The organism is Aquisalinus flavus, assembly GCF_014640095.1.
Taxonomy (GTDB): Bacteria; Pseudomonadota; Alphaproteobacteria; order Caulobacterales; family Parvularculaceae; genus Aquisalinus; species Aquisalinus flavus.
In genome coordinates, this window is the sequence record NZ_BMGH01000001.1 from 1,995,507 (window position 1) to 2,018,097 (window position 22,591).

15 protein-coding genes are annotated in these 22,591 nt (G+C 61.6%); 3 read left to right on the forward strand and 12 right to left on the reverse strand.

What is annotated here, in order from left to right; all coding sequences use genetic code 11:
- Window positions 1-23 precede the first annotated feature (23 nt).
- The 3 genes from rfbA to rfbB are packed head-to-tail and all read right to left on the reverse strand — an operon-like array spanning window position 24 to window position 2,840.
- Window positions 24-896: a glucose-1-phosphate thymidylyltransferase RfbA gene (gene rfbA, locus IEV88_RS09225; protein WP_188158722.1), complete on the reverse strand. Its 873-nt coding sequence runs from the start codon at window positions 894-896 to the stop codon at window positions 24-26.
- 15 nt (window positions 897-911) lie between these two features.
- Window positions 912-1,781 carry a dTDP-4-dehydrorhamnose reductase gene (gene rfbD, locus IEV88_RS09230; protein ID WP_188158721.1) on the reverse strand — a complete coding sequence of 290 codons (870 nt, stop codon included), beginning with the start codon at window positions 1,779-1,781 and terminating at the stop codon, window positions 912-914.
- Between the two features lie 3 nt (window positions 1,782-1,784).
- A complete protein-coding gene (gene rfbB / locus IEV88_RS09235) occupies window positions 1,785-2,840 on the reverse strand; it encodes a dTDP-glucose 4,6-dehydratase (RefSeq protein ID WP_188158720.1) in 1,056 nt (351 codons plus the stop codon).
- Window positions 2,841-3,104: 264 nt separating this feature from the next.
- On the opposite strand from rfbB, the gene IEV88_RS09240 reads away from it, so the two are divergent.
- Window positions 3,105-3,950: a sulfotransferase family protein gene (locus tag IEV88_RS09240; RefSeq protein WP_188158719.1), complete on the forward strand. Its 846-nt coding sequence runs from the start codon at window positions 3,105-3,107 to the stop codon at window positions 3,948-3,950.
- Window positions 3,951-4,057: 107 nt separating this feature from the next.
- Here the strand turns inward: IEV88_RS09240 and IEV88_RS09245 are convergent, their stop codons facing one another.
- The 5 genes from IEV88_RS09245 to IEV88_RS09265 form a co-directional block, all read right to left on the reverse strand.
- A complete protein-coding gene (locus IEV88_RS09245; protein ID WP_188158718.1) occupies window positions 4,058-7,153 on the reverse strand; it encodes a glycosyltransferase in 3,096 nt (1,031 codons plus the stop codon).
- 83 nt (window positions 7,154-7,236) lie between these two features.
- Window positions 7,237-8,349 (reverse strand): glycosyltransferase, encoded by a 1,113-nt coding sequence (locus IEV88_RS09250; protein ID WP_188158717.1) that lies wholly within the window; start codon window positions 8,347-8,349, stop codon window positions 7,237-7,239.
- A gap of 34 nt (window positions 8,350-8,383) precedes the next feature.
- The gene (locus IEV88_RS09255; protein ID WP_188481211.1) at window positions 8,384-12,886 is read right to left on the reverse strand and encodes a glycosyltransferase; all 4,503 of its coding nucleotides are present in this window, start codon (window positions 12,884-12,886) and stop codon (window positions 8,384-8,386) included.
- Window positions 12,887-13,308: 422 nt separating this feature from the next.
- Entirely contained in the window at window positions 13,309-13,836 is a 528-nt protein-coding gene (locus tag IEV88_RS09260) for a hypothetical protein (RefSeq protein WP_188158715.1), read from the reverse strand.
- A 142-nt stretch (window positions 13,837-13,978) separates the two neighbouring features.
- Window positions 13,979-14,701 carry a hypothetical protein gene (locus tag IEV88_RS09265; protein ID WP_188158714.1) on the reverse strand — a complete coding sequence of 241 codons (723 nt, stop codon included), beginning with the start codon at window positions 14,699-14,701 and terminating at the stop codon, window positions 13,979-13,981.
- Between the two features lie 179 nt (window positions 14,702-14,880).
- On the opposite strand from IEV88_RS09265, the gene IEV88_RS09270 reads away from it, so the two are divergent.
- Complete coding sequence (locus tag IEV88_RS09270) at window positions 14,881-15,858, forward strand: ATP-grasp domain-containing protein (protein ID WP_188158713.1); 978 nt, start codon at window positions 14,881-14,883, stop codon at window positions 15,856-15,858.
- An 11-nt stretch (window positions 15,859-15,869) separates the two neighbouring features.
- Window positions 15,870-16,766, forward strand: a complete 897-nt coding sequence (locus IEV88_RS09275) for an MBL fold metallo-hydrolase (protein WP_206711222.1) — start codon at window positions 15,870-15,872, stop codon at window positions 16,764-16,766.
- Window positions 16,767-16,773: 7 nt separating this feature from the next.
- On the opposite strand, the gene IEV88_RS09280 is transcribed toward IEV88_RS09275, so the two are convergent.
- The 4 genes from IEV88_RS09280 to IEV88_RS09295 all read right to left on the reverse strand — a co-directional run bounded on the left by IEV88_RS09280 (window position 16,774) and on the right by IEV88_RS09295 (window position 22,531).
- Window positions 16,774-17,295 (reverse strand): TerB family tellurite resistance protein, encoded by a 522-nt coding sequence (locus IEV88_RS09280; RefSeq protein ID WP_188158712.1) that lies wholly within the window; start codon window positions 17,293-17,295, stop codon window positions 16,774-16,776.
- A 127-nt stretch (window positions 17,296-17,422) separates the two neighbouring features.
- Window positions 17,423-19,330: a sulfate adenylyltransferase subunit CysN gene (cysN, locus tag IEV88_RS09285; RefSeq protein ID WP_188158711.1), complete on the reverse strand. Its 1,908-nt coding sequence runs from the start codon at window positions 19,328-19,330 to the stop codon at window positions 17,423-17,425.
- A gap of 1 nt (window position 19,331) precedes the next feature.
- Entirely contained in the window at window positions 19,332-20,231 is a 900-nt protein-coding gene (gene cysD, locus IEV88_RS09290; protein ID WP_188158710.1) for a sulfate adenylyltransferase subunit CysD, read from the reverse strand.
- A gap of 299 nt (window positions 20,232-20,530) precedes the next feature.
- Window positions 20,531-22,531 carry a potassium/proton antiporter gene (locus tag IEV88_RS09295; protein WP_188158709.1) on the reverse strand — a complete coding sequence of 667 codons (2,001 nt, stop codon included), beginning with the start codon at window positions 22,529-22,531 and terminating at the stop codon, window positions 20,531-20,533.
- Between the last annotated feature and the right edge of the window lie 60 nt (window positions 22,532-22,591).

Sequence of the window (22,591 nt, forward strand, 5' to 3'; positions counted from 1 at the left end):
CTTCATATCGGTTCGGAACGGTCTCAGGCCTTTTCGTCGGCCACTTCCTTCAGGTAACGGCCATAATCGTTCTTGGCATAGAGCTTTGCCATTTCCGCCAGTTTTTCGCGGGTGATATAGCCCATGCGGAACGCAACCTCCTCGAGGCTGCCGATGGCCATGCCCTGACGGTTTTCCAGCGTCTGGATGAAGTGCGAAGCCTGCATCAGGGATTCATAAGTGCCGGTGTCGAGCCAGGCATAGCCGCGCCCGAGAAGCTGGACCGACAGGCTGCCCTCCTCCAGATACATCTGGTTGAGGCTGGTAATCTCCAGCTCGCCGCGGGCGGATTTCTCGACCCGTTTCGCCTTTTCGCAAACGGTCGCGTCGTAGAAATACAGACCGGTGACGGCATAATGGGATTTCGGATGGTCGGGCTTTTCCTCGATGCTCTTGACCGTGCCGGTCGCGTCGAATTCGACGATGCCATAGCGTTCCGGGTCATGAACATGGGTGGCGAAGACGGTGGCGCCGTTTTCCTGACTGGCTGCCGCCTGCAACAGCTTGCTCATGCCGCCGCCATGGAAAATATTATCGCCGAGGATCAGGGCGCAGGGATCGCCATCGACGAACTCCTCGCCAATGATGAAGGCCTGTGCCAGCCCTTCCGGCTCCGGCTGGATCGCGTATTCGAAGCGCACACCGAATTGCGAGCCATCGCCCAGCAGTTTCTTGAAGATTTCCTGGTCATGCGGCGTCGTGATGATCAGGATTTCCTTGATACCAGCCAGCATCAGCACACTGATCGGATAATAGATCATCGGCTTGTTATAGACCGGCAGCATCTGCTTGCTGACGCCGATTGTGATCGGATAAAGCCGGGTCCCGGATCCACCGGCCAGTACGATACCTTTCATGATACACCTGTTCCCTTAGTTGGACGCCTCGCCGAGATCGGACACCACATCCGCCAGCCCCGGCTTCCAGCCTGTCGTTACAATTCCGAAGTCCGCTTCGATCTTCGAGCAATCGAGCACCGAGAATGCCGGGCGCTTTGCCGGTGTCGGGTACTCGCTTGCCGGAATATCATGCACGGTAACCTGCTTGCCCGCCGCGCGGAAAATCTCGCGGGCAAAATCGGCCCAGCTGCACGGGCCAGCCCCGCTGAAGTGATAAATGCCCGACTGCTTGCCGCCCTGCGCCAGTGCGTCGGCAATCGTGTAGATCGCGTCGGCGATATAGGCCGCCGGTGTCGGCTGACCGCGCTGGTCGGCGACGATGTTCAACTCGTCCCGGCTTTCAGCCAGGCGCAGCATCGTCTTGACGAAATTGCCGCCATGGGCGGAAAAGACCCAGGATGTGCGCAGGATGACCGACTGGCCGCCGGCATCGAGCACAGCCTGTTCACCGGCCAGCTTCGTCGCGCCATAGACGCCGAGGGGGTGAACCGCGTCATCTTCCTTGTACGGCGTATCGGACTCGCCATCGAAAACGAAGTCTGTTGAGATATGAATGAAGGGAATGCCGGCCCCGGCGCAGGCACGGGCGATGTGACCCGGCGCGGTTGCGTTGATCGTCTCGGCCAGTTCCGGCTCGCTCTCGGCCTTGTCGACCGCGGTATGGGCAACGGCATTGATGACGATATCCGGCCTGTGCGCAGCGATCACGGCGGGCAGCGCCGCCGGCTTTTCAAAGTCAGCGTCGTCCCGGCCCAGCATCACAAGCTCGTCCGGACGCCCGGCGCCTAGCGCCTTGATCTCGGTCGCGACCTGACCGGTTTTACCGAATACGAGAATCTTCATGGCTCAGCGCCCTTTCGCGCTTGCCAGCCCCACACGATCGGAGGCCCCGCGCTCACGCAGCGGACGCCACCACCACTCATTGTCCAGATACCATTGGACGGTCTGGCGGAGACCTTCCTCGACAGTCACATTCGGTCCCCAGCCAAGCTCGCGCTCGATCTTGCTGGCATCGATGGCATAGCGCATGTCGTGACCCGGCCGGTCCGTAACATAGGTGATAAGGTCGGCATGCGGGTGGGATTTGGGCGCCAGCTCATCCATCAGTGAACAGATGGTCGTGACCAGGTCAATATTCCGGCGCTCATTATTGCCGCCGATATTATAGGTCTCGCCCAGCACGCCCTTCTGCATGGCGACCAGCAGCGCCTCGGCATGATCCTCGACATACAGCCAGTCGCGGATATTTTCGCCCTTGCCGTAAACGGGGATTTGCCTGCCTTCCAGCGCGTTGAGAATGACGACCGGAATGAGTTTCTCGGGAAACTGGAACGGGCCGTAATTGTTCGAGCAATTGGTCGTCACTACCGGCAGCTTGAAGGTCTCGCTCCACGCCCGCACGAGGAAATCCGACGAGGCCTTGGACGCGGAATAAGGCGAGTTCGGCTGATAGGGCGTCGTTTCGGTAAACAGCCCTTCCGCGCCGAGCGAGCCATACACCTCATCGGTGGAGATATGGTGGAAGCGGAAACCGTCGCGGGCGTCGCCGTCGAGGGTCTCGTAATATTCCCGCGCGGCGTTCAACAGGTTGAACGTGCCCATGATATTGGTGACGAGAAAGTCTTCCGGTCCGTCGATCGAGCGGTCGACATGGGACTCGGCGGCCAAATGCATGATCGCGTCAGGTCTGGTCGAGCTGATAACCTCGCGCATCAATTCCTTGTCGCGGATGTCAGCCTTGACGAACTCATATTTCGGGTTGTCGTCATACCCTTTGAGATTTTCCAGATTGGCGGCATAGGTGAGGCTGTCCAGATTGATGACCTCAAAGCCTTTGTCCAAAGCCTGACGAACGACGGCGGAGCCGATAAACCCCGCCCCCCCGGTAACAAGCAGTTTCATGTGAGCACGACCCCCGAGCATAACCTGTGCGACGCATCGCATGAGAAGAACACAAGCACAAGGTATAATCAGCCCTCATGCTGACGGCAACAACTTGTCGTCGGAAATCTGGCCATTTACCCTTCTTTCGCGCGTCAATGGCCACCGTGCACCGGGCATTTGCGGCAGATGGCCTGCGCGGACGTATTTGCAATTGACCCGTGATTGAATTTCCCTGAAAAGAGGGGCTTCACGCAGGTGCCCACAGGCGAATTAATCTTACATATGGCCGACAAAACTCCTTTTGCACCGGATGCGACCCCCGTTATCATTGCCGGGGCTCCACGATCCGGAACGACCTTCCTCACGACCGCCCTCAACAGCCATCCGCAGGTTCTCATCACCAATGAGCTGCGCATGTGGACGATGTTCAATGATCTGCGGCGGCGGACCGAACACCCGACGGAGATGCTGCCCGAACATCCCATGCGTGAAGAATTCCGCAACGAGATGCTGGGGATCACCGGACATCTTTTCCGCAAGTTCTACAAGGCGAAGATCGACAAGACCAATCTCGGTTGCCCTGCCGGTTCCGGCAATTCGGTCGACCAGGTGATCAAGGCCTTCGGCGACAAGAACCCTGGCTATGCCGACACGCATTCACCGGACTGCCTGACCTTCATTGCCCAAACCATGCGCCGGGCGCGGTTTATCCACATCCATCGCGATCCGCGCTCCTGCGCGGCGTCCTACAAGGACATCAAGGTTTATTCCGACGACATTGACCGGCGCATCAATATCTGGCGCCGTCACACCGGCAGCATGGTCGAGCTGAAGCAGAAATTCCCCAAGCGGGTGATGGATATCAAATATGAGGATTTTGTCTTGGAAAAAGGCGACGAGATCTTCCAGAAACTTGAGGATCATATCGGCGTCGATCACGCCAGCGAGCCTCTCGCTTTCCTTGCCCGGGAAAGAGACAAGCCTGTCCCCTATCGCGCGCCGACCACGCCGCAGAAACAGCTGGGCCGCACGACCTATGCGGAACGTCTGACGCCGGAAGAGATCAAGAAGATCGAAACGGAGTGCGCCGATTATATGAAGCGGTTCGGGTACAAGGCAGACACCTAGATCACCCTGCGGTCAAATCGCCTCAAGTTAATGCAGGCGAAGCGATCGTTTCCATGGTCGTGGCGCAGCGTGACTGCGCCCATCCGGACGCAGGCGCCTCCTGCTCCTCAACGGGTGAACACGCCCTGCAGGACGTCCTCATAGAGTGCCCTGTAATCCGCCGCCATGTCGGCAACAGGTCGCGCCATAAGCCCGGCCTGCGCCGCGGCGACCCTGTCGGCCATACCGTTCCAGCAGCCCGGTTCGCTGGCAATCGCCATCAGCTGATCGAACAGAACACTGGCGAGGGCCTCCGCCTCGGCGGGCACCGGCCAGCCTGCGCCGGTTTCGGACAGGCGCTCGCCCACGGCGCCGATGTCGATGGCGAGAACCGGCAGGCCCGCCGCCCATAATTCCGTCAACGTGTGGGAATAGGTTTCCGGCCAGATCGACAGGACCGCCCCGATATCGGGGTCGATCGCCCTTACCTGGTCGGCGAAACCGGCGCGGTCATACGGCCCGTGATGGACGATGCCGTCCATTTCGGGAACAGCGGCTGCATTGCCCATCAGGTGAAACTCGATCCGCCCTTCCCGGTCGAGGGCCTTGATCTCGCTGATGAGATGACTGCCCTTGGCCGGTGACAGATGGCCGGGCACCAGGACGCGCAATGACCTGTCCGTGTCCGGCGGGGTTTTCCTCGGGGGCGCCATATCGGCAATGTCGCGGCCATGGCGAATGACCCGCAGATGCTCTGCCGGCAGCGCGGGAAAGTTTCGGGCGATGACGTCGCGTGCCGTCTGCGACGTGGTGACGAACCGGTCGCAGGACCGCAGGACCCTGGCGAAATTGCGGCGCCAGTCATGCACCCAGCGATCCTTCAGGGGCGGCAGCGGATGCCCCGTCCACAGATCGACCGCGCACTCGCCTGCCGTCGTCGTACAGGTCCCGCCGCAATAGGTCAGCGTCTCGTCCAGCAATTTCACGGTGGGACAGACTGCATAGAAGTCGTGGAACGAAAATATAACGGGGACGGAAAGGCTTTTCGCGATATCGGTCAGGCCGAGGCTGTGAAAGGCGATATGGCGCACATGGATCAACTCCACACCATAGATTGCAAGCCATCCTGCCATGACGCGGTCATACTCGGCGGATCGATGGCTCGCCGGGTCGACGGGCGTCGACAGATGATAGGTCTCGAGCACGTCCCGCTCGTCGCCGGCGATACGCGACAGGGTCATCAGGCGGCCGTCGCATTCGGCCAGCAATGTCTCGATCCTTCCCTGCATCTGCGCCATCAGATCCTGATTGGTCAGCGCCGTGCCGCCTTCGGACACTGAGATCACATACATCACGCGCACCAGCGGCGCCTTGTCGGGCCGGCGCCCCAGCGCCTCCAGCGCCGCGCCAAGCCGCGCCCGCACCAGGTGCATTTCCTGGCCCTTGACGAACGCTGCCACTCTTGCGGCGTAATCGGGATAGCGCTGGTCGAGGATCGTCCGTGCCCGGTCGAGCAGCGGCTGCTTCTCATCGCCGAAACTGGCTGCATGATCGTGAAAGACGAGCGTGCGGTCATCGATAATATGCCGCCAGCCATGAGCGATCGCCCGCATGCAGAAATCGTTTTCCTCGCCATAGCCACGCGGAAAGCTCCCGGCATCGAAAGGCCCGGTCTCATCAAGGCATTCGCGGGCAAGATACAGGCAAAAGCCGTTACCGGTCGGTGTTTCGGGATAGACGAAGCCGCCAGACCGGGTCACGGCCCGGGCCAGCGCCGCCTCGTCGATCCCTGCCGGCAGGCCGCCGCCGCCGGGTTTGACGGAGAAAACCCCGGCATTGTCGGATAAGGCGGTCACCGTGCCGATGCGCGGCCCCGATCGCGACGCCAGCACCATGTTTTCCAGCCAGCGCGGGGTCACGCGGGTATCGGAATTGAGCAGCACGATATCGCCGCGCTGATGCACCGCGATGCCGCTATTGATCGCTGCCGTATACCCCCGGTTTTCCGCGTGACGGACGATCTCGACCAGCGGATGGCTTTGATAGCGCGCCAGAATCTCGCCGATGGCAGGGTCGGTGCTGGCATCATCGACGATCACCAGGCGGGCCGGGTGTGTGGTATGCCGGAAAATACTCTCAAGACAGGCCTCGAACTGCCGCGCTGCATTGTGCACCGGGATCACGATCGTGACGCGCCCGGGGAGCGGCAGACGCGCACCGGCAAGCATCAGACCCGGCGCCGGGTCACGGCGCGGCGGCAGAGCGAGCGTCAGCTCCGGCTCTTTCTGGCCTATCGTCCCATGCAGCCGGAACCGCAGCGTATCGCGCGCCTGGCCCGTCGGCGAACAGGCAAGCCGCAGCGAAAAGGCGCATCCCCATGCCCTGCCCTCCGCCTGTGCCCGCGCCAGGTCCACCCGCGTCATCGCAATCGATCCCAGCAAATGGCCATTCGTCAGTATATCGACGAACAGCTCACGGTCCGGCATGTTTTCGACCGCGAGCCATCCCTCGATGATACCGCTCGCCGCTTCGCTGACCTGGAGCGTCGAATATCCGGCAAAACCGGCCCGCTGGAACTGAACAGGCTTTCCGGCGACGGACAACGCGATGGCAAGATCCCCGCCCTGGACAAGCGGTTCCAGCCTCGCCCGGTCGTCTTGCGACAGGCTGTCAAACGAGACGGAGAATCCGACCTTGTCGCCGGGCAGCCCCCTCGCTTCCTGTACATCCGGACGCGGATGAAACGCCGTGACCGGTACGCTTACCTGTCGATCAAAGGAGATCCGGGTCTGCGTCTCGTGTCTGCCTGCCTCGTCGAAGACCCACCCCTCCACACCGAAGGCATCGGCGCAATCGATAGAACCTGAAATACCGGGATCGGTGGGCACGAGCAGCGTCAGCCCGGTCTCCATTGCGAAGACCTCGCTGCCGGAAACCTCCAGGGCGAGATGGTGACTGCCGCCATCGAAAAAGGCGCCCCCATCGTCAGCGGAAAGCTGTGACAGGAAGGAACTGGTAAGATGGAATCCCGTGAGCGGCTCCGGCGCCGCGCCCGCCGCAACGACATCCTCGCGGACAATATCGATCGTGACGGGCAGGCGTACCGCGCGATCGATGACCAGATACACGGCCTGCCGAAAATCGCTGTCAGATGCAAAGGCCCAGCCCTGTATCCCCGCCTCATCGACGGTGTCGATGGTGCCGGCCGCAGTGCTACGGGACAAAAAATCGAGTATTTTCTTCAAGACATCATCCTGGCTTGCATCAGGCCCAATCTGGCCCGAGCCACACAGGGTTGCAAGCGCCGTCAGGCGTCGATCGACGCGTGATACTGCCGGCGGCTGAAACTGCCGTCATGGTTTTCGAGTTCAGCCATGTCCATGCCCAGCGCCGCACAGATATTGTCGAGATAGTACTGTTCCGCCGCTTCGATCGCATAATCGGCCGCCAGCAGATCCGCGGCGGCGCTGGCCAGGCGCTCGCGCCTCTCGCGATCGCGGACAAGGGAGGTAATGCTCTCGACCCAGTCCTGCGGATCGTCCGCGGCGAGAAGCCCGTTCTCGCCATGCGTAATGATCTCGTTATAGACACTCATGTTGGAGGCGATCGCCGCCGCGCCGAGTGCTGAATATTCCAGATATTTCAGGAAGCTCTTGTACTGGTTGAACTCGTCATCGACCAGCGGCACCATGCCGATATCCCAGTTGGCCGCTTCCTTGAGCCAGTGGACGAAAAACGGATAGGCATTCCGCCCGGGCAAGGCGACCTGCTCGCCGAACCCGGCGCCGTCTCTCGAGCCGCCGATGATCTCGAACCGCACGTCAGCGCCGAATTTCTCCTCCACCAAGACGGCGGCTTCGCGGATCAGGGCGAGATCCTTTTCATGGGTGCGCGTGCCCATATAGCCGATACGCACGGGCGTGCCGGGGGTCCGCCGGCGCCGCGTCGTCTGCCACAGGCTGGCGCTGAGCCGGTTCGGCACGATCCGCACATTGGCGGCGACATCGCGCATCTTGGCTTCGAGCCTGTCGTTGGAAACGGTGACGAGGTCGGCGGCCTCCAGCAGCATGGCGACCTTGTCGCCAGCCTCGTCGGCCTCTTCCCTTGAATAGCCCCGCGCCTGCAGGCCATCCTTGTCGAGGAGATTGTCGTCGATGTCATAAACGATGCGAACCCCCTCATTCTTCAGCACGCCAAGTTTTTCACGAACATCCCGTGCGGAAATATTCGGCACCTCGCGCTGGAAGATGATCACGTCGCCGGACAGATTGTCGAAACCGGAAACGCCGACAGTGCAATGCCGGCGGATCGTATCATTCGTGTAAGGAAGGAGAAGCCGCACATAGCCGGACCCTGCAGGCGTGACGCCATCAGAGGTTCTCGACGGTACAATCTCGATCTTGGGTCGTGTCCGGCTCATGTCAGCGCTCCCCGTGCGGCTATTGTCGGTATGACTATCGGATGTATTGCGAATAGAGCGAGAAATAGCGCTCTGCCATCCACCCGTTACTGCGCACCTGGCCCTCGGAGACCTGCCATGCCTGGACAGCGTCGGCCTTGTCCTTGTAGTCCAGGGCATCGCCGCGAAGGCGCAAGAGAAGATCCGCGAGCTGATCGGTTGCATCGTCCAGCCCGAGCAGCCAGCCGGCGCCGGTCGACTGGATGCGCTCGCCCACCGCGCCGATATCGAGACCGATCACCGGCAGGCCGGCGGCCCACATCTCCGTCAGCGTATGGCAGTGGGTCTCCGGCCAGATGGACAGCACCCCGCCGACATGCGGCTTGATCTGGCGCAGCCTGTCGGCGAATTCCTCGCGCTCATAGGGGCCATGCTCAATGATGTTGTCGGGCTTTTCGACATCCTTGAAGACGCCAAGAATATGGATCTCGACCGGTTCGCCGCGCAGGCGCTCGGCCAGGTCGGCCACGATCCGGGCGCCCTTGGCGAGGCCGATATTGCCCGGCAGCAGCAGGCGCAGAGGCTCGTCCTGCTTCACCGGCTCGACGACATCGTTATCGAACGCGCTGAAATCCCGGCCATGGGGGATCACCTCGAACGGTATGTCGGAAAGCTGCGGAAAGTTGTCACGCACGATATCCCGGGCGCTGTTCGCCGTGGTGATCAGCATGTCGCAATCCTTGAGGTGGCGGGCGATACTCTCGCGCCAGTCATGAACGCCGCTGTTCTTCATCGGCGGGAACTTGTGATCGTCCCACATCCGGTATTCGCATTCGCCAGCGCTCGCTGTGCACCGGCCGCCGCAATAGACGTTGTTCTCGTCCAGCAGGTGAACGCTGGGGCAGACGGTATAGAAGTCGTGGAAGGAGAAGAAGCACGGGATATCCAGCTTCTTCGCCATATCCATCAGGCCAAGGCCGTGCCAGCCAATATGACGTATATGGACGAGTTCGAAGGCATAGCGCGCCATCCATTCGGCAACCAGCGCGTCATATTGATCATTGTCATGGGGGAACGGGGCGAGGGCTTCGGCCAGTTCGGCCCGCTCCATCTCGATATAGCTGCCGCCCTGATAATAGTGCAGCGAGACGACCTTGCCGGTAGAGCGCAGGAGGAAGGTCTCGATCCGGTCGTCCAGCGCCCCCATCAGGTCCTGGTTGGTCTGCGGCGTACCGCCCTTGCCCGACAGGGCAGGCAACACATACAGGACGCGCGGCTTGACCCCGTGCTGCGCCCGGGCGAGGCACTGATAGATCTGCCCGACGCGATCCTGCACGGCGACGAGGCTTTCGGATTTCACGAATGCCCGGACCGACGGCGTATATTCAGGGTGGCGGTCATCGACGACGGCCCGGCCCTGCTTCATCAACTCGTCCTTTTCGCCGCCGAAACTGGCCGAGCGGACGTGATAGATATATGTCGCATCGTCGATGATATGGGTCCAGCCGAGCTTGCCGGCGCGCATGCAGTAATCGTTTTCCTCGCCATAGCCCCGGGGGAACGCTTCCGCGTCCAGCCCGCCAACCTCGTCGAGCGCATCGCGGCGCATATACATGCAAAAGCCGTTGCCCGTCGGCGTTTCAGGATAAAGACGCAGGGAAGCCTGGCTGATGGCGCGGGCGAGATCGTCCAGGGTCTGGCCTTCCGGCACGAAGTTTTCCTGTCCGATGACGGGTACGGAGAATGCACCTGCATTGTTGGAGACCGGCGTCACCGTGGCGATCTTCTCGCGCGAATAGGCGGCAAGACGCAGATTGCGCACCCAGTTCGGGGTGACACGCGTGTCCGCATTGAGGATGATGACATCCGAGGTGCCGGCCTCGCCCAGTCCGCGATTGATCGTCCGGGTAAAGCCCTGATTGGTCTCGTTACGGAGGATCTCGAAACCCTCCGCTCCGTCGAAGCCGGCAAGCACCTTGGCGACGGCGGGATCGGGGCTGCAATCGTCGATCACGATCACCCGCCGCGGCGACGGCGTATGTCTGTCGACGGAGGCAAGGCAATCCGCCAGCTCCTCTGGCGCATTATAGGCGGGAATGACGATTGCAATCGGGGCGGAATTTTTCTCGGCCCGCGCAAGCGCAAGGCCGGCTTCGTGGGCGAGCGGCTCGGGGGCGTTCTGGCCTTCAGGGGTCAGATGGCCGTTGATCGGTCCCCACCACGGCATTTTCTGAAGGCTCGGCTTGGGCAGATATCCCTTCGCGGCCCCGACCCTGAGATAATGCGCCAGCGGGTTCATGTCCGCGGCGGCAGCGTCCGGATAGGTCTCGACATACCACGCCGAATTGAAATCCGGCCCGGGATTGCGCTTTTCCCTGGCACCATTTTTCAGGTAATGACGCAGCGGATCGGCACCTGCGCGCTCGATATCCTTGTATTCGCTGCGATACCATGCGGCGTTGAACAGCGATGAGCTTTCCAGAAGCTCCGTGTCCGTCATTTCTTCAGCTGGCTTGACGGCGGCGGAATCCGGTTTGGGCGATTGTTTCGCCACGGCCGAGCCGGCCTCCAGCGCAACCGGTGTCAGGCCGCTGGTCCAGTCCTGACGCTGGAAAAGATCGCTGTTGAAGGGGTCGCGGCCTTCCGCCTGCCCGCTGACAACATAATGCAGCAGCGGGTTGATGCCGGCCTCCTGCACGTCGGGATAACGCTCGAGATACTTCCGGGAGCTGAAAAAGGGTGACGGGTCGCGCCCTTCCTTGCCGCCGAACTTGATGTAATGGACCAACGGGTTGATATCCGCCCTGCCAACGTCGGCATATTTTTCGACATACCATTGCAGATCGAACATCGGATGCGGGCTGCGCCCTTCCTTGTAGCCGGAAGAAAGGAAGTGTTCGAACGGATTGACCCCGCTCTCGGCAACGTCAGGGTTCTGTTCCAGATACCAGCTTCCATCGAACAGCGGATGCGGACTGATCCGTGTGCCCGGCTTGGCCATCAGGTAGTCGACCAGCGGGCTCAGCTTGCCTGTTCGCGCGATCGGGTTGCGGCCGAGATACCATTCGGTGCTGAACAGGAAGTGCGGGTCGCGGCCTTCCGCCCCGCCGCCGACGAGATAATGCTCTCCCGGGTGCACCGCTTTTTCGGCAATATCCGGGTTCAGGGACAGGTACCACCGTTTGTCGAACAGGATACTCTCATTGATCAGCGCCATGTGCGCGGCATTCAAGGCGGGCAAGTGACCGCGGCGGACAATATCGCCCAGCTTGCCGAGCCCCTTGCGCTGACGCAGGTCGTCCACTTCAGCCTGCATGTCGGCAAGCTGGCCTTGCAATGTCTGCGATTGCGTCCGGTACAACGCCATTTCCGCATTGCGCAGGCGCAGGCCGCTCTCGGCGTCCCGGAGAAGCCGGGAGGCGTCCGACAGCTGCCGGGCGGTGGTGTGATATGCCTTGTCTGTTTTCTGGTTTCGCGCCTGTGTCTCGGAGACTTTGTTTTGCGCCATCTCAAGCTGCTGCTGAAGGTCGGCCAGCACGGTGCGCGTTTGTTCGTGCTCCCGGTCCCTTGCGGCGATCGCCTCGTGAGCGCGGCGCAGCTCCTCTTTGAGGTCGCCGGTTTCCTTTTCAAGCGCCGGCAGGATGTCTTCCTTTTGCTTCAGCCGCGAGACCTCGGCCCCCAGCTCGGATAGCTGCGCGTCCCTGGCGGCCAGGTCCTGTACAAGGGTATCAACCCGGCCTTTCGCTGCTTCCTGCGCGATCTGCATTTCCTCACGAAACGCGCGGGCGTCAGCCTTGGCTTGGGCGTGCGCCATCTCAAGCTGCTGCTGAAGGTCGGCCAGCACGGTGCGCGTTTGTTCGTGCTCCCGGTCCCTTGCGGCGATCGCCTCGTGAGCGCGGCGCAGCTCCTCTTTGAGGTCGCCGGTTTCCTTTTCAAGCGCCGGCAGGATGTCTTCCTTTTGCTTCAGCCGCGAGACCTCGGCCCCCAGCTCGGATAGCTGCGCGTCCCTGGCGGCCAGGTCCTGTACAAGGGTATCAACCCGGCCTTTCGCTGCTTCCTGCGCGATCTGCATTTCCTCACGAAACGCGCGGGCGTCAGCCTTGGCTTGGGCGACGGCATCCTCGCTGGTCGCGAGCTGCGCGCGCAGTGCCTCGATCTGCGCATCGCGGTCTCTGACATCGCCTTCGAGGCCGCTTAATTCATCCTCGAGAAAGGCGACCTGTTCGCTTTTCTTGCGGGCCGCCGTTTCAGACAGGTCTCGTTTCTGCCGCTCTTGCTCAAGCGATGTGCGAAGGGTACTGATTATCTCTTGCTGGCTGTCAAGCTGCCTGGTCAGGCTCTCGAGGCGATTATTGACGAGCGTCAGCTTGCGCCCGAGCGGCGTGGCCTCTTCTGCCGGAGTCAGGATAGATTTCGACGGCGTGGCTTCAGCCTCCCGTTCACCAGGCGATGTCGATGCCTGCTTGTCCTGAACGCCGCTGGACGTCGTCGCGCTCTTGCGGTTTCGGGTCCGTTTTGTCGTCGGGCGTTTCTTCTTGCGAGTGGCAGGCGTGTTCATGACAGGTCGATACTTTCAAACGCTTTTACGGCCGGATGATTGAACAGGACGGCGCCCGTAAGGCGATGACCCGGCGCCCCAACCTGCCAGCATCCGGTGGAAGGGGAAACGGATTTCTGATGCCGCTTCATCGCAACATTTCCCACCGGCGGAAAGGCGTGGCGCAAGACCGGGCTGGAACCTGAAAATTCCCGCAAAACCAATTCACTAACCCCCGAATGAGCCTGTCTCATCGACTTCGGACTATAGGCAAGCGATCCGGCCACTGCAAGCGCGCAGCAGCCTTAACGGCGGAATGTTTTGCATTCAGTCACGGCCACGCAAGCGCCCCGGTAAGCAGTCTGTTTCCGGAACGGGCCGATAGCCTTAAAGTAGCCTGGAGCTGGCGCGGCGGAACCTGCAGAAGATCCCGCCCGTCGCCATTATTCGGCTGGCTGGGCGCCGCCGTCTTTCATCGTGACCCGCACGCTGAGATCAGAGACCTGCACCGGCTCGCTGCTCAGTGGCACGATACTGATGACGTCGCTCAGCCCGTCGACCATGGCCGGGACCTCGAAAGAGAACTCCTGCTCGGCAAAGTCCTCGCTGGTCTCATACATCTGCCAGCCGGCATGGCCGACTTCCATGGTGAAATAATTCACCGCATAGGGGCCGCCCCGGGCCGTAATAGAGACATGGGCGATGTTCTCGGAGGCCGCGTACTCGACCTCGTCCGGCAGCCGGTACACGATGCCGGAGGTCACCTGGTGCGAGGCTTCGCGCTGGTAGTCGCCCTGAAGCGTCAGCCCGGTCTCGTCGACATTGATGCTGGGAGCCTGCGACCAGTCCGCGAAATAATCAGCCAGATCGGCCTCGAATGAGGCGATAACGACCTCTTCCACTTCGGGTTCGGGCTGGCCGCACGCGGCAACCAGACCGGCCAGGGCAAACGTCAGTAATTTCTTGTTCATGCTGTCCTCAGAAAAAATGAAGGTGGCGGGAAGATACCGCCTTCACAGGTCATTGCAACGGCTTTTGCGAAGGAGCAACCGTCAACCCATGAAAAAGCCGCACCGATAGTCCCGATGCGGCCCATTCTGTAGCAGGAAAGCTCTATTCCATCACGTTGACGGCGATGCCGGACACCTGGACCGGATCGTCGGAAGACGGCAGGACACTGATCATATCGCCCTGGGCGTCGATCATGGCCGGTATGTCGTAGGTGAAGCTGTAGGTCTGCCAGTCGCTGGAGCCCTCAAAACGCTGGATACCGGAATTGCCGACCTGGTTGGTGAAATACAGTACGCTGAAATCACCGCCGCGCGCGCGTACCGTCACCTCGACCATGGAGTCCGAGAAAAGCGCTTCAGCTTCCGTGTCGACCCTGTAGACGGCACCCGAGCGTGTCGAATGGGAGGTGTCAGCTGCGAACTCGCCCTGGATCACGACCGCGTCGCCCGCCGCCATCACGTTGCCCTCGTTTTCCGGCAGGCTGACAAATTCGCTGCCGGCCACGTGGAAATCCGCTGTCGCCCAGCTGGGGTCGGTATAGGTGTAGGGAGCGCTGAGATCGACGCCTTCGTAAACGTATACGGAACTACCCGTATCGCCAAAGGCACTGTCATCAGCTGCCATGCTCTCACCCATGCCCTCATCCAGGCCGCCATCGGCCATCGTGCCATCGGACATCGTGCCATCGGCAGTCGTATCTGCCGGGCTGGTCTCTTCGGACGGGGTCGCGGTCTGCGGCGCTTCTTCGATACCATTATCGGAGCCGCCACAGGCAACCAGAACACTGGCACACCCAATCAACGCAATACTAAACTTGTTCATCATTCCACCTCTTTGGTCTCTCGATCAGAAAATAACAATAAATCCAGCTTTCGCAACGAAACTGTCGATTAAACTATAGTCAGAAAAGGACTTTTTCGCGTTGACGATCCCGTGGGCCCCGAAATTTGCCGCTGGTAACCATACGGATTTGTGGCATGATGGAGCGGCAGCGGAGATGAACTATGTTGGGTGACTTCGGTTTTGAAAACGGGCAGCTGATCGTTCGCAATACCGGCGCGCGTATCAGTATTAACCAGGGGTTCATGAAGGACGTGGCGAGCGTTGCGTCCTTTACCATGGAAGTGACCGCGATACGTGCAGCCCGCTCGGCGCGCAGTTATGTCGACGGTCTCAGCCATCCCGGCAGCCTGCCGCACGCCCGCCCCATCCGCATCTGCTTTACCCCGGTCGCGCCGCAGGTCTGGTATGCGATCTGGCCGGTCTGCCGCCTCGCCGGTATCAATATCGTTCGCGATCCCGCCCAGGCCGACATCCTGTTCTATTTCGAGGATCGCGAAACCGCCGGCGCCATGCCCGCCGTCATGCCGGGCAAATACATGATCAATTCGCGCTGTTCGGATATTCGCAAGAGCCGGGTGGCGGAGGTTTTCGAGCAGGTCTTCGGCTATTGCCTGAGCGTCGATCCGTATACCTATTCCGGTATCGCGCTGATGAAGTCGGAGCGCAATGGCGTGCATGACGGCCAGATCACGCCCTGCCCCTATGTCGTCCCGCGTCAGGGGGCAGTGTTCCAGCGGCTGATCGACAATACCGCCGACGGGCGCATCTATACCGATATCCGCACCCCGGTGGTCGGCGGCACCCTGCCGGCGATCTATCTCAAGCAGCGCACCGCCGCGACCCGCTTTTCCAACCACAATTTCCGCGTCCGCCTGTCGAGCGCCGACGCCGAGCTGTCCGCCAGCGAACAGACACTGGTGCTGGAATTCGCCGCGCGGATCGGCCTCGATTTCGGCGGGCTCGACATCCTGCGCGACCGCCATGATGGCAGGATCTATATCGTCGACGTCAACAAGACCGATATGGGCCCGCCCACGGCCCTGCCGCGCGCCGAAAAGCTGATCGCCATGCAGAAACTGGCCGACGCGTTCCGCGCCTGGGTTGAACCGATGGCCGGAAACACCATCCGCGCCGCGTGAGCGTTCCCCCCGTGAACATTCCTTACGTCAAGGAATTCGATTTCGTCCATGGCCGGCCGGACCGGCTGTCGCCGCTCGTCACCCGCGTCATCTGCAACAATCCCGGCCCCTTCACCTTTACCGGCTCAGGCACCTATCTGGTCGGCACGGACCGTCTCGCCATTATTGATCCGGGACCGAATGATGAAAACCATCTTGCCGCACTCCTCGCTGCCGCTGACGGGCGCGAGATCAGCCACATCCTGATCACCCACACCCATCGCGATCATTGCGGCGGGGCGGTGGCCCTGAAACGGGCGACCGGTGCCGCGGTCCTGGCCTGGGGCGCGCACCCGACCCAACCGGACGAGGCGCCGCCGGCGCTCGATGAAGGCGGCGATTTCAGCTTCGCTCCCGACCGGATGCTGGCCGATGGCGAGCTGGTCGACGGCGATGGCTGGCAGTTGCGGGCGATCCATACGCCCGGCCACATCTCCAACCATCTGTGTTTCGAGCTGCCCGCCGAGCAGGCGTTGTTTACCGGCGATCACATCATGGGCTGGGCGACGACGGTGGTCGCGCCGCCGGATGGCAACATGGAAGACTATATGGCGTCGCTGGACCTGTTGCTCGGGCGCAAACATTCGGTCTACTACCCGACCCACGGGGCACCGATCCCGGCACCCGCCGAATTCGTCCGTGCCGTGAAGGATCACAGGCTGGCACGGGACCGGCAGATCCTCGCCTCGGTGCGCGCCGGCCATGAAGGCCTGATGGACATAGTCGCGGACGTCTATGCCGATGTCGACAAGCGGCTTCATGTCGCCGCGGCGCTGAATGTCCGCGCCCATCTCGACCGGCATGTCCGCGAGGGAACTGTCAGTGTCAGCGGCGAGACGATGATGGCGCTGCGATACCGTCCGGCCTGACGCAACCCTAATCCTGTGTCAGCAAGGCCCGGTTCACCGCCGCGACCAGCTGCCGCTGGCGGTCATTCGGCTCGCCCTCGACCTCGGCGATGGCATGCAGCATCTCGATGAGATCGGCCTTTTCCGTCGCATCGAGCTTTTGCTGGATCGGCCGCAGGATATGGCGCAGGGAATTGGCGGCATCGTTGATCTGGCCGACCGCCATCCGGCCGAAGGAATACAGCCCCTGTGCCTCGTCCGGCGCGCACCGGAAATTGTCCAGCATCACGGCCTCGATACGCGCCTTCTGGCTGGCCGTCACCTCGCCGTCATAGCTGGCAATCTGTACCATGAGAATAGCCGCCGCCTCGCGCGGGTCGCTCAGCGTCTCGATCAGGCGCGCATCGGCCTTGCGCGACCACTGTCCGCGGCGCACCGCCCCTTTGACTTCGTCATAGACTTCCCTGCCCGCATCGGCACCGCGCTTGATGCGATACAACCAGAAAGTCGCACCGGCAATGAGGCCCAGAAGGGCGATGATGAAGTGCATAACCGTTTTCTCCAGCCGCAATATTAGCGGTACACCCCGGGATGTCACCCTGTCATCTCACACGAAAAAGCCCGCCGGTGGCGGGCTTTCAATTGTTACATTCTCAATCTGGCATGACGCGGGTCGATCAGATCGACTTCAGATAGCCGCGCTCATCGAGATAGGCGAGGATATGCTCCACTGCCTGCTCCGGGGTCGTTTCAACCGTGTTGACGATGATCTCGGCATTCTCCGGCTGCTCATAGGGCGAGTCGATGCCGGTGAAGTTCTTGATCTTGCCTTCACGCGCTTTCTTGTAGAGCCCCTTGACGTCCCGCTTCTCGGCCACCTCCAGCGGGGTGTTGACGAAGACTTCGATGAACTCGCCATCGTCCAGCAGGTTGCGGGCCATCTGGCGCTCCGACCGGAACGGCGAGATGAAGGAGACGAGAACCATCAGGCCGGCCTCGACCATCAGGCGCGAGGTTTCGGCAACGCGGCGGATGTTCTCGACCCGGTCGGCATCGGTAAAGCCGAGATCGTTGTTGAGGCCATGGCGGACATTGTCGCCATCGAGCACATAGGTATGGCGGCCGATATCGAACAGTTTTTTCTCCAGCAGGGCGGCGATGGTCGACTTGCCCGAACCGGACAGGCCAGTGAACCACAGCACGGCGGGCTTCTGGTGCTTCAGGCTCGCCCGCTCCATCTTGCCGACTTCGAGGTCCTGCCAGACGACGTTGGCGGCGCGGCGCAGGGAGAATTCCAGCATACCCGCACCGATCGTGGCGTTGGTCTGCCGGTCGATCAGGATGAAGGCGCCGGTATGGCGGTTCTTCTTGTACGGATCGAACGGGATCGGCTTGCCGAGAGACAGGTTACAGACACCGACTTCGTTCAGCGCCAGCGACTTGCCCGCTTCATGGGCGAAGTTGTTGACGTTGACCTTGTATTTCAGGTCGGTGACGGTGGCCGGCACGGTCTGGTTGTTGACCTTCATGATATATTGACGGCCCGGGAACATCTCCTCTTCTTCCATCCAGATGATATGCGCCTGGAACTGGTCGGACTGTTCGGCCGGATCGTCGGTGCTGCAGATGATGTCGCCGCGCGAAATGTCGATCTCGTCGCGCAAGGTGATCGTCACGGATTCGTTGACTTCGGCCTGGTACAGGTCACCGTCGCGGATCACGATCTTGTCGACCACCGAGCGTTTGCCCGACGGGATGACGATGATCTCGTCGCCCGGCTTGACCATCCCGGCAGCGATCGTGCCGGAATAACCACGGAAATCGAGATTGGGACGGTTCACCCATTGCACCGGCATGCGGAAGGACGTCTCGGCAATTTCCGGCGAGATATCGACGGTTTCCAGATGCTGCATCAGGGACATGCCCTTGTACCATTTACAGCGCTCCGACCTGTTCATCACATTGTCACCGTCCAGCGCCGACATCGGGATACAGACGATTTCCTTGAAATTCAGCTTGTCGGCAAAGCTGCGATAGGCTTCCTCGATCTCGTTGAACTTGTGCTGGGAGAACTCGACGAGGTCCATCTTGTTGATGGCGACGACGATGTTCCGGATACCGAGCAATGAGGCGATATAGCTGTGCCGGCGCGTCTGGTCGAGCACGCCCTTGCGTGCATCGATCAGGATGATCGCGAGATCGGCGGTGGAGGCACCGGTCGCCATGTTGCGGGTATACTGAATATGGCCCGGCGTGTCGGCGATGATGAACTTGCGCTTGTCGGTCGAGAAAAAGCGATAGGCAACGTCGATGGTGATGCCCTGCTCGCGCTCCGCGGCAAGACCGTCGACCAGCAACGCCAGGTCGATCTTTTCGCCCTGCGTCCCCGATTTCTTGGAGTCGCTCTCGAGCGCCGACAGCTGGTCCTCATAGATCATCTTGGAATCGAACAGCAGGCGCCCGATCAGGGTGGATTTGCCATCGTCGACGCTGCCGCAGGTCAGGCACCGCAGGTAGGACTTGTTCCGCTGCGCCTCGAGATAGGCAAGGATATCCTCGGCAATCAGATTATCTTGATGCGACATGTCAGAAATAGCCCTCTTGTTTTTTCTTCTCCATCGACGCGGAGGCATCCTTGTCGATCGCCCGTCCCTGCCGCTCTGACGATGTCGTCAGCAATGTTTCCTGGATGATGTCCGGCAGGGTCGTCGCCTCGGACTCAACGGCACCGGTCAGCGGGTAGCAGCCGAGCGTGCGGAAGCGTACCATTTTCTCGACCGGTTCCTCGCCCGGCTCGAGCGGCACGCGGTTATCGTCGACCATGATGATCAGGCCGTCACGCTCGACGACCGGGCGTTTAGCCGCGAAATAGAGCGACGGGATCTCGATGTTCTCGAGATGGATATATTGCCAGATGTCGAGCTCGGTCCAGTTCGACATGGGGAAGACGCGCATGCTCTCGCCCTTGCTGATCCGGGTATTGTAGATGTTCCACAGTTCCGGCCGCTGGTTCTTCGGGTCCCAGCGATGCTGGGCGGAGCGGAACGAGAAGATCCGCTCCTTGGCGCGGGATTTTTCCTCGTCCCGGCGCGCGCCACCGAACGCAGCATCGAACTTGTACTTGCTCAGCGCCTGTTTCAGGGCCTGGGTCTTCATCACATCCGTATGATAGGCAGAGCCATGCGAGAACGGACCAACGCCTTCCCTGACGCCATCCTCATTGATGTGAACCAGCAACTCGAGCCCGAGCTTCGTGGCCAGGGTGTCCCTGAACTCGATCATCTCCCGGAACTTCCATGTGGTGTCGACATGCAGCAGCGGGAATGGCGGCTTGGAAGGATAGAAAGCCTTCAGCGCCAGGTGCAGCATGACCGAGGAGTCCTTGCCGATCGAATAAAGCATGACGGGGTTCTCGCACTCGGCAGCCACCTCGCGCATGATGTGGATGCTCTCCGCTTCCAGCAATTCCAGATGGGTAAGGCTCATGATCTTTCTGTACTCCGGTTCACGTCGTGTCGGGCTTCGGTCGGTATAGGCAAGTTATCGCGCACGGCAAACCCGGGATCGGACTGCCGCTAGTGTCTGCAACTGTCGCTGCAGGAATGGTGATATCATGTGAATTCCCCCGAAATCAGCCTGTCTTCATACCCAGATAGCGGACATCCGCAAAGACCGACACCCCTTTTTTAAAGTGTCAGCGCTGCCTCGCCAGCCCTGTTGCGCCGCAGCATAGCCGCCCGATCCGGCGCTGACAATCTTTCTTTCGATACTTTGTGACAGGATCGTCATTCCAGAGGCAGCCCCGGGTCGGCCCCGGTGGCGTCGAACACGCCGAGATCGCGCGCGGTCATCAGCGCCTGCAGGTCGCCGATATAGCCCGCACTGTCGCCGCCGACATAGGGGCCGATCGCCCCGGCAAGCGCCGGCCCGGTTATCGGCGCGTCAGCGGCACGCAGGCCGGCCCGTTCCTGCCGGAACCCGTCAAAGGCCGGATGGGTGTTGAGATAGGTAGCATAGGCGCGTGTCGCATCGAGAATGGTATCATGGCTGACGCCGCCGCGCCCGCCATAGACGGCGTTGCGCTGCATCAGCGTTTCCGATGAGCCCCAGCCGGTCGCCAGGATTGACTGGGCGACGGCGAGCGAGGGCGGAATGATGTCGATCTTGTCCGGCAGGTCGGCGCGCTCGCGATACCGGCCACGATAGCTGCGGGCGAGGATGTCGACCCGGCTCTGCTCCTCGAGGGTCAGCGCCTCGCCCCGGGCCTCCTTTTCGAGGATTGCGACCAGATCCATCCGGTCGGCCATGATCTCCTCGTTCACCTCCTGCACCGCTGCCGCGATCACCGGCGGATAGGCAGCCTGGCGCACGTCGGCCGGCTGGCCGGGAAAGTCCGGCGGGAAGCTGGCGACGATCACGTCGGCGCCCTCGGGCGCGTCGTCGGGCCGGATATTGCCCATCAGTTCGATCGTCGTTTCCGGATAGACAAGGAGGGTCGGCAGTTCCTCGCTATCGGAATGGACCAGCGTGAACCACATCCCGGCGAGCAGCACGATGCTCATGGATCCGAGGCGGGAGAACAATTCGCCGCGCGCCGGCGGCGCCGAGGTCTCCCCCGTCAGGCGCAACTGGCGCGCGACCAGCGGCGCGGTCCAGCCCTGCACCACGAGCGAGACCAGCACCACGGCAAGGGCAGCGGACAGGTACAGCGACGCGTTCGGCGCGCCGCCGAGAAGCGGCATGATGCCGAGGAATACGGGCGTCGCCCCGCGCAGGCCGGTCCACGCGATGAAGCCCTTCTCCTGCATCGTGAACTTGAACGGCGCCAGCAGGACGAAGCTCGCCAGCGGCCGCGCCAGCAGGAACAGCGCCATCGCCGTCAGCGCCGCCGGGATCGCGACGATGGCAAGGTGCGATGGCGTCACGTAGAGACCCAGCATGAAGAACAGCCCGGTCTGGGCCAGCCAGGCAAGCCCGTCGACACCGGGCGCCGCATCGCTCGCGGCCTTGGGCGATTTCCACGCCATCACCACGCCGGCAATATAAATGGCGATGAAGCCCGACCCGCCGATCAGGTCAGCCAGTCCGAACGACAACAAGCCCATCACCATGGCGAGGATCGCTTTCAGACCGACCGGCAGGCGCACATGCCGGAACAGCCAGGCCGACAGCCAGCCAACGCCATAGCCGGCCGCCCCGCCGGCGATCAGCATATAGGCGGGCATGACGATCCACTGCCACCAGGTCATCGGCTCGCCGGCCAGCGTTTCCACCAGCCCCATGACGAGAATGATCGCGATCGGGTCGTTGAAGCCGGATTCCACCTCCAGCGTCGCTGTCACCTTCTCCGGCAGTTTCACGCCGGAGGCGGCAAGCGCGAACACGGCGGCGGCATCGGTCGAGGAGACGATCGCCCCCAGCAGCAGCGCATTGGCAAAGCGCATGTCGAACAGCCACATGGCGACCGGCGCGACGATGAACGCCGTCATTACCGTCCCGGCGAAGGCCAGCGCCGACCCCGGTTTTATTCCCTGTCTGATGATTTTCGGTTGTGTGCGCAGGCCGCCCTCGAACAGGATCACCGCGATCGCCGCGGTGCCGAGGAAAAAGGTGATGACCGATTCCTCGAAGACGATTCCGCCAGGCCCTTCCGACCCCGCCATCATCCCGGCGACAAGGAAGATCAGCAGCAGCGGCGCCCCGAGGCGGGAGCCCGCCGCGCCCATCAGGATGCCACCGGCCGCGAACAGGGCAAGCGTGAAGAACAACGGACCTGTGTCGGGCATCGGGTCTCCTGTCAGCGTCGGGGAAAAGGGCTTCGATCAGGCTTTAGGATATTTCCGCCA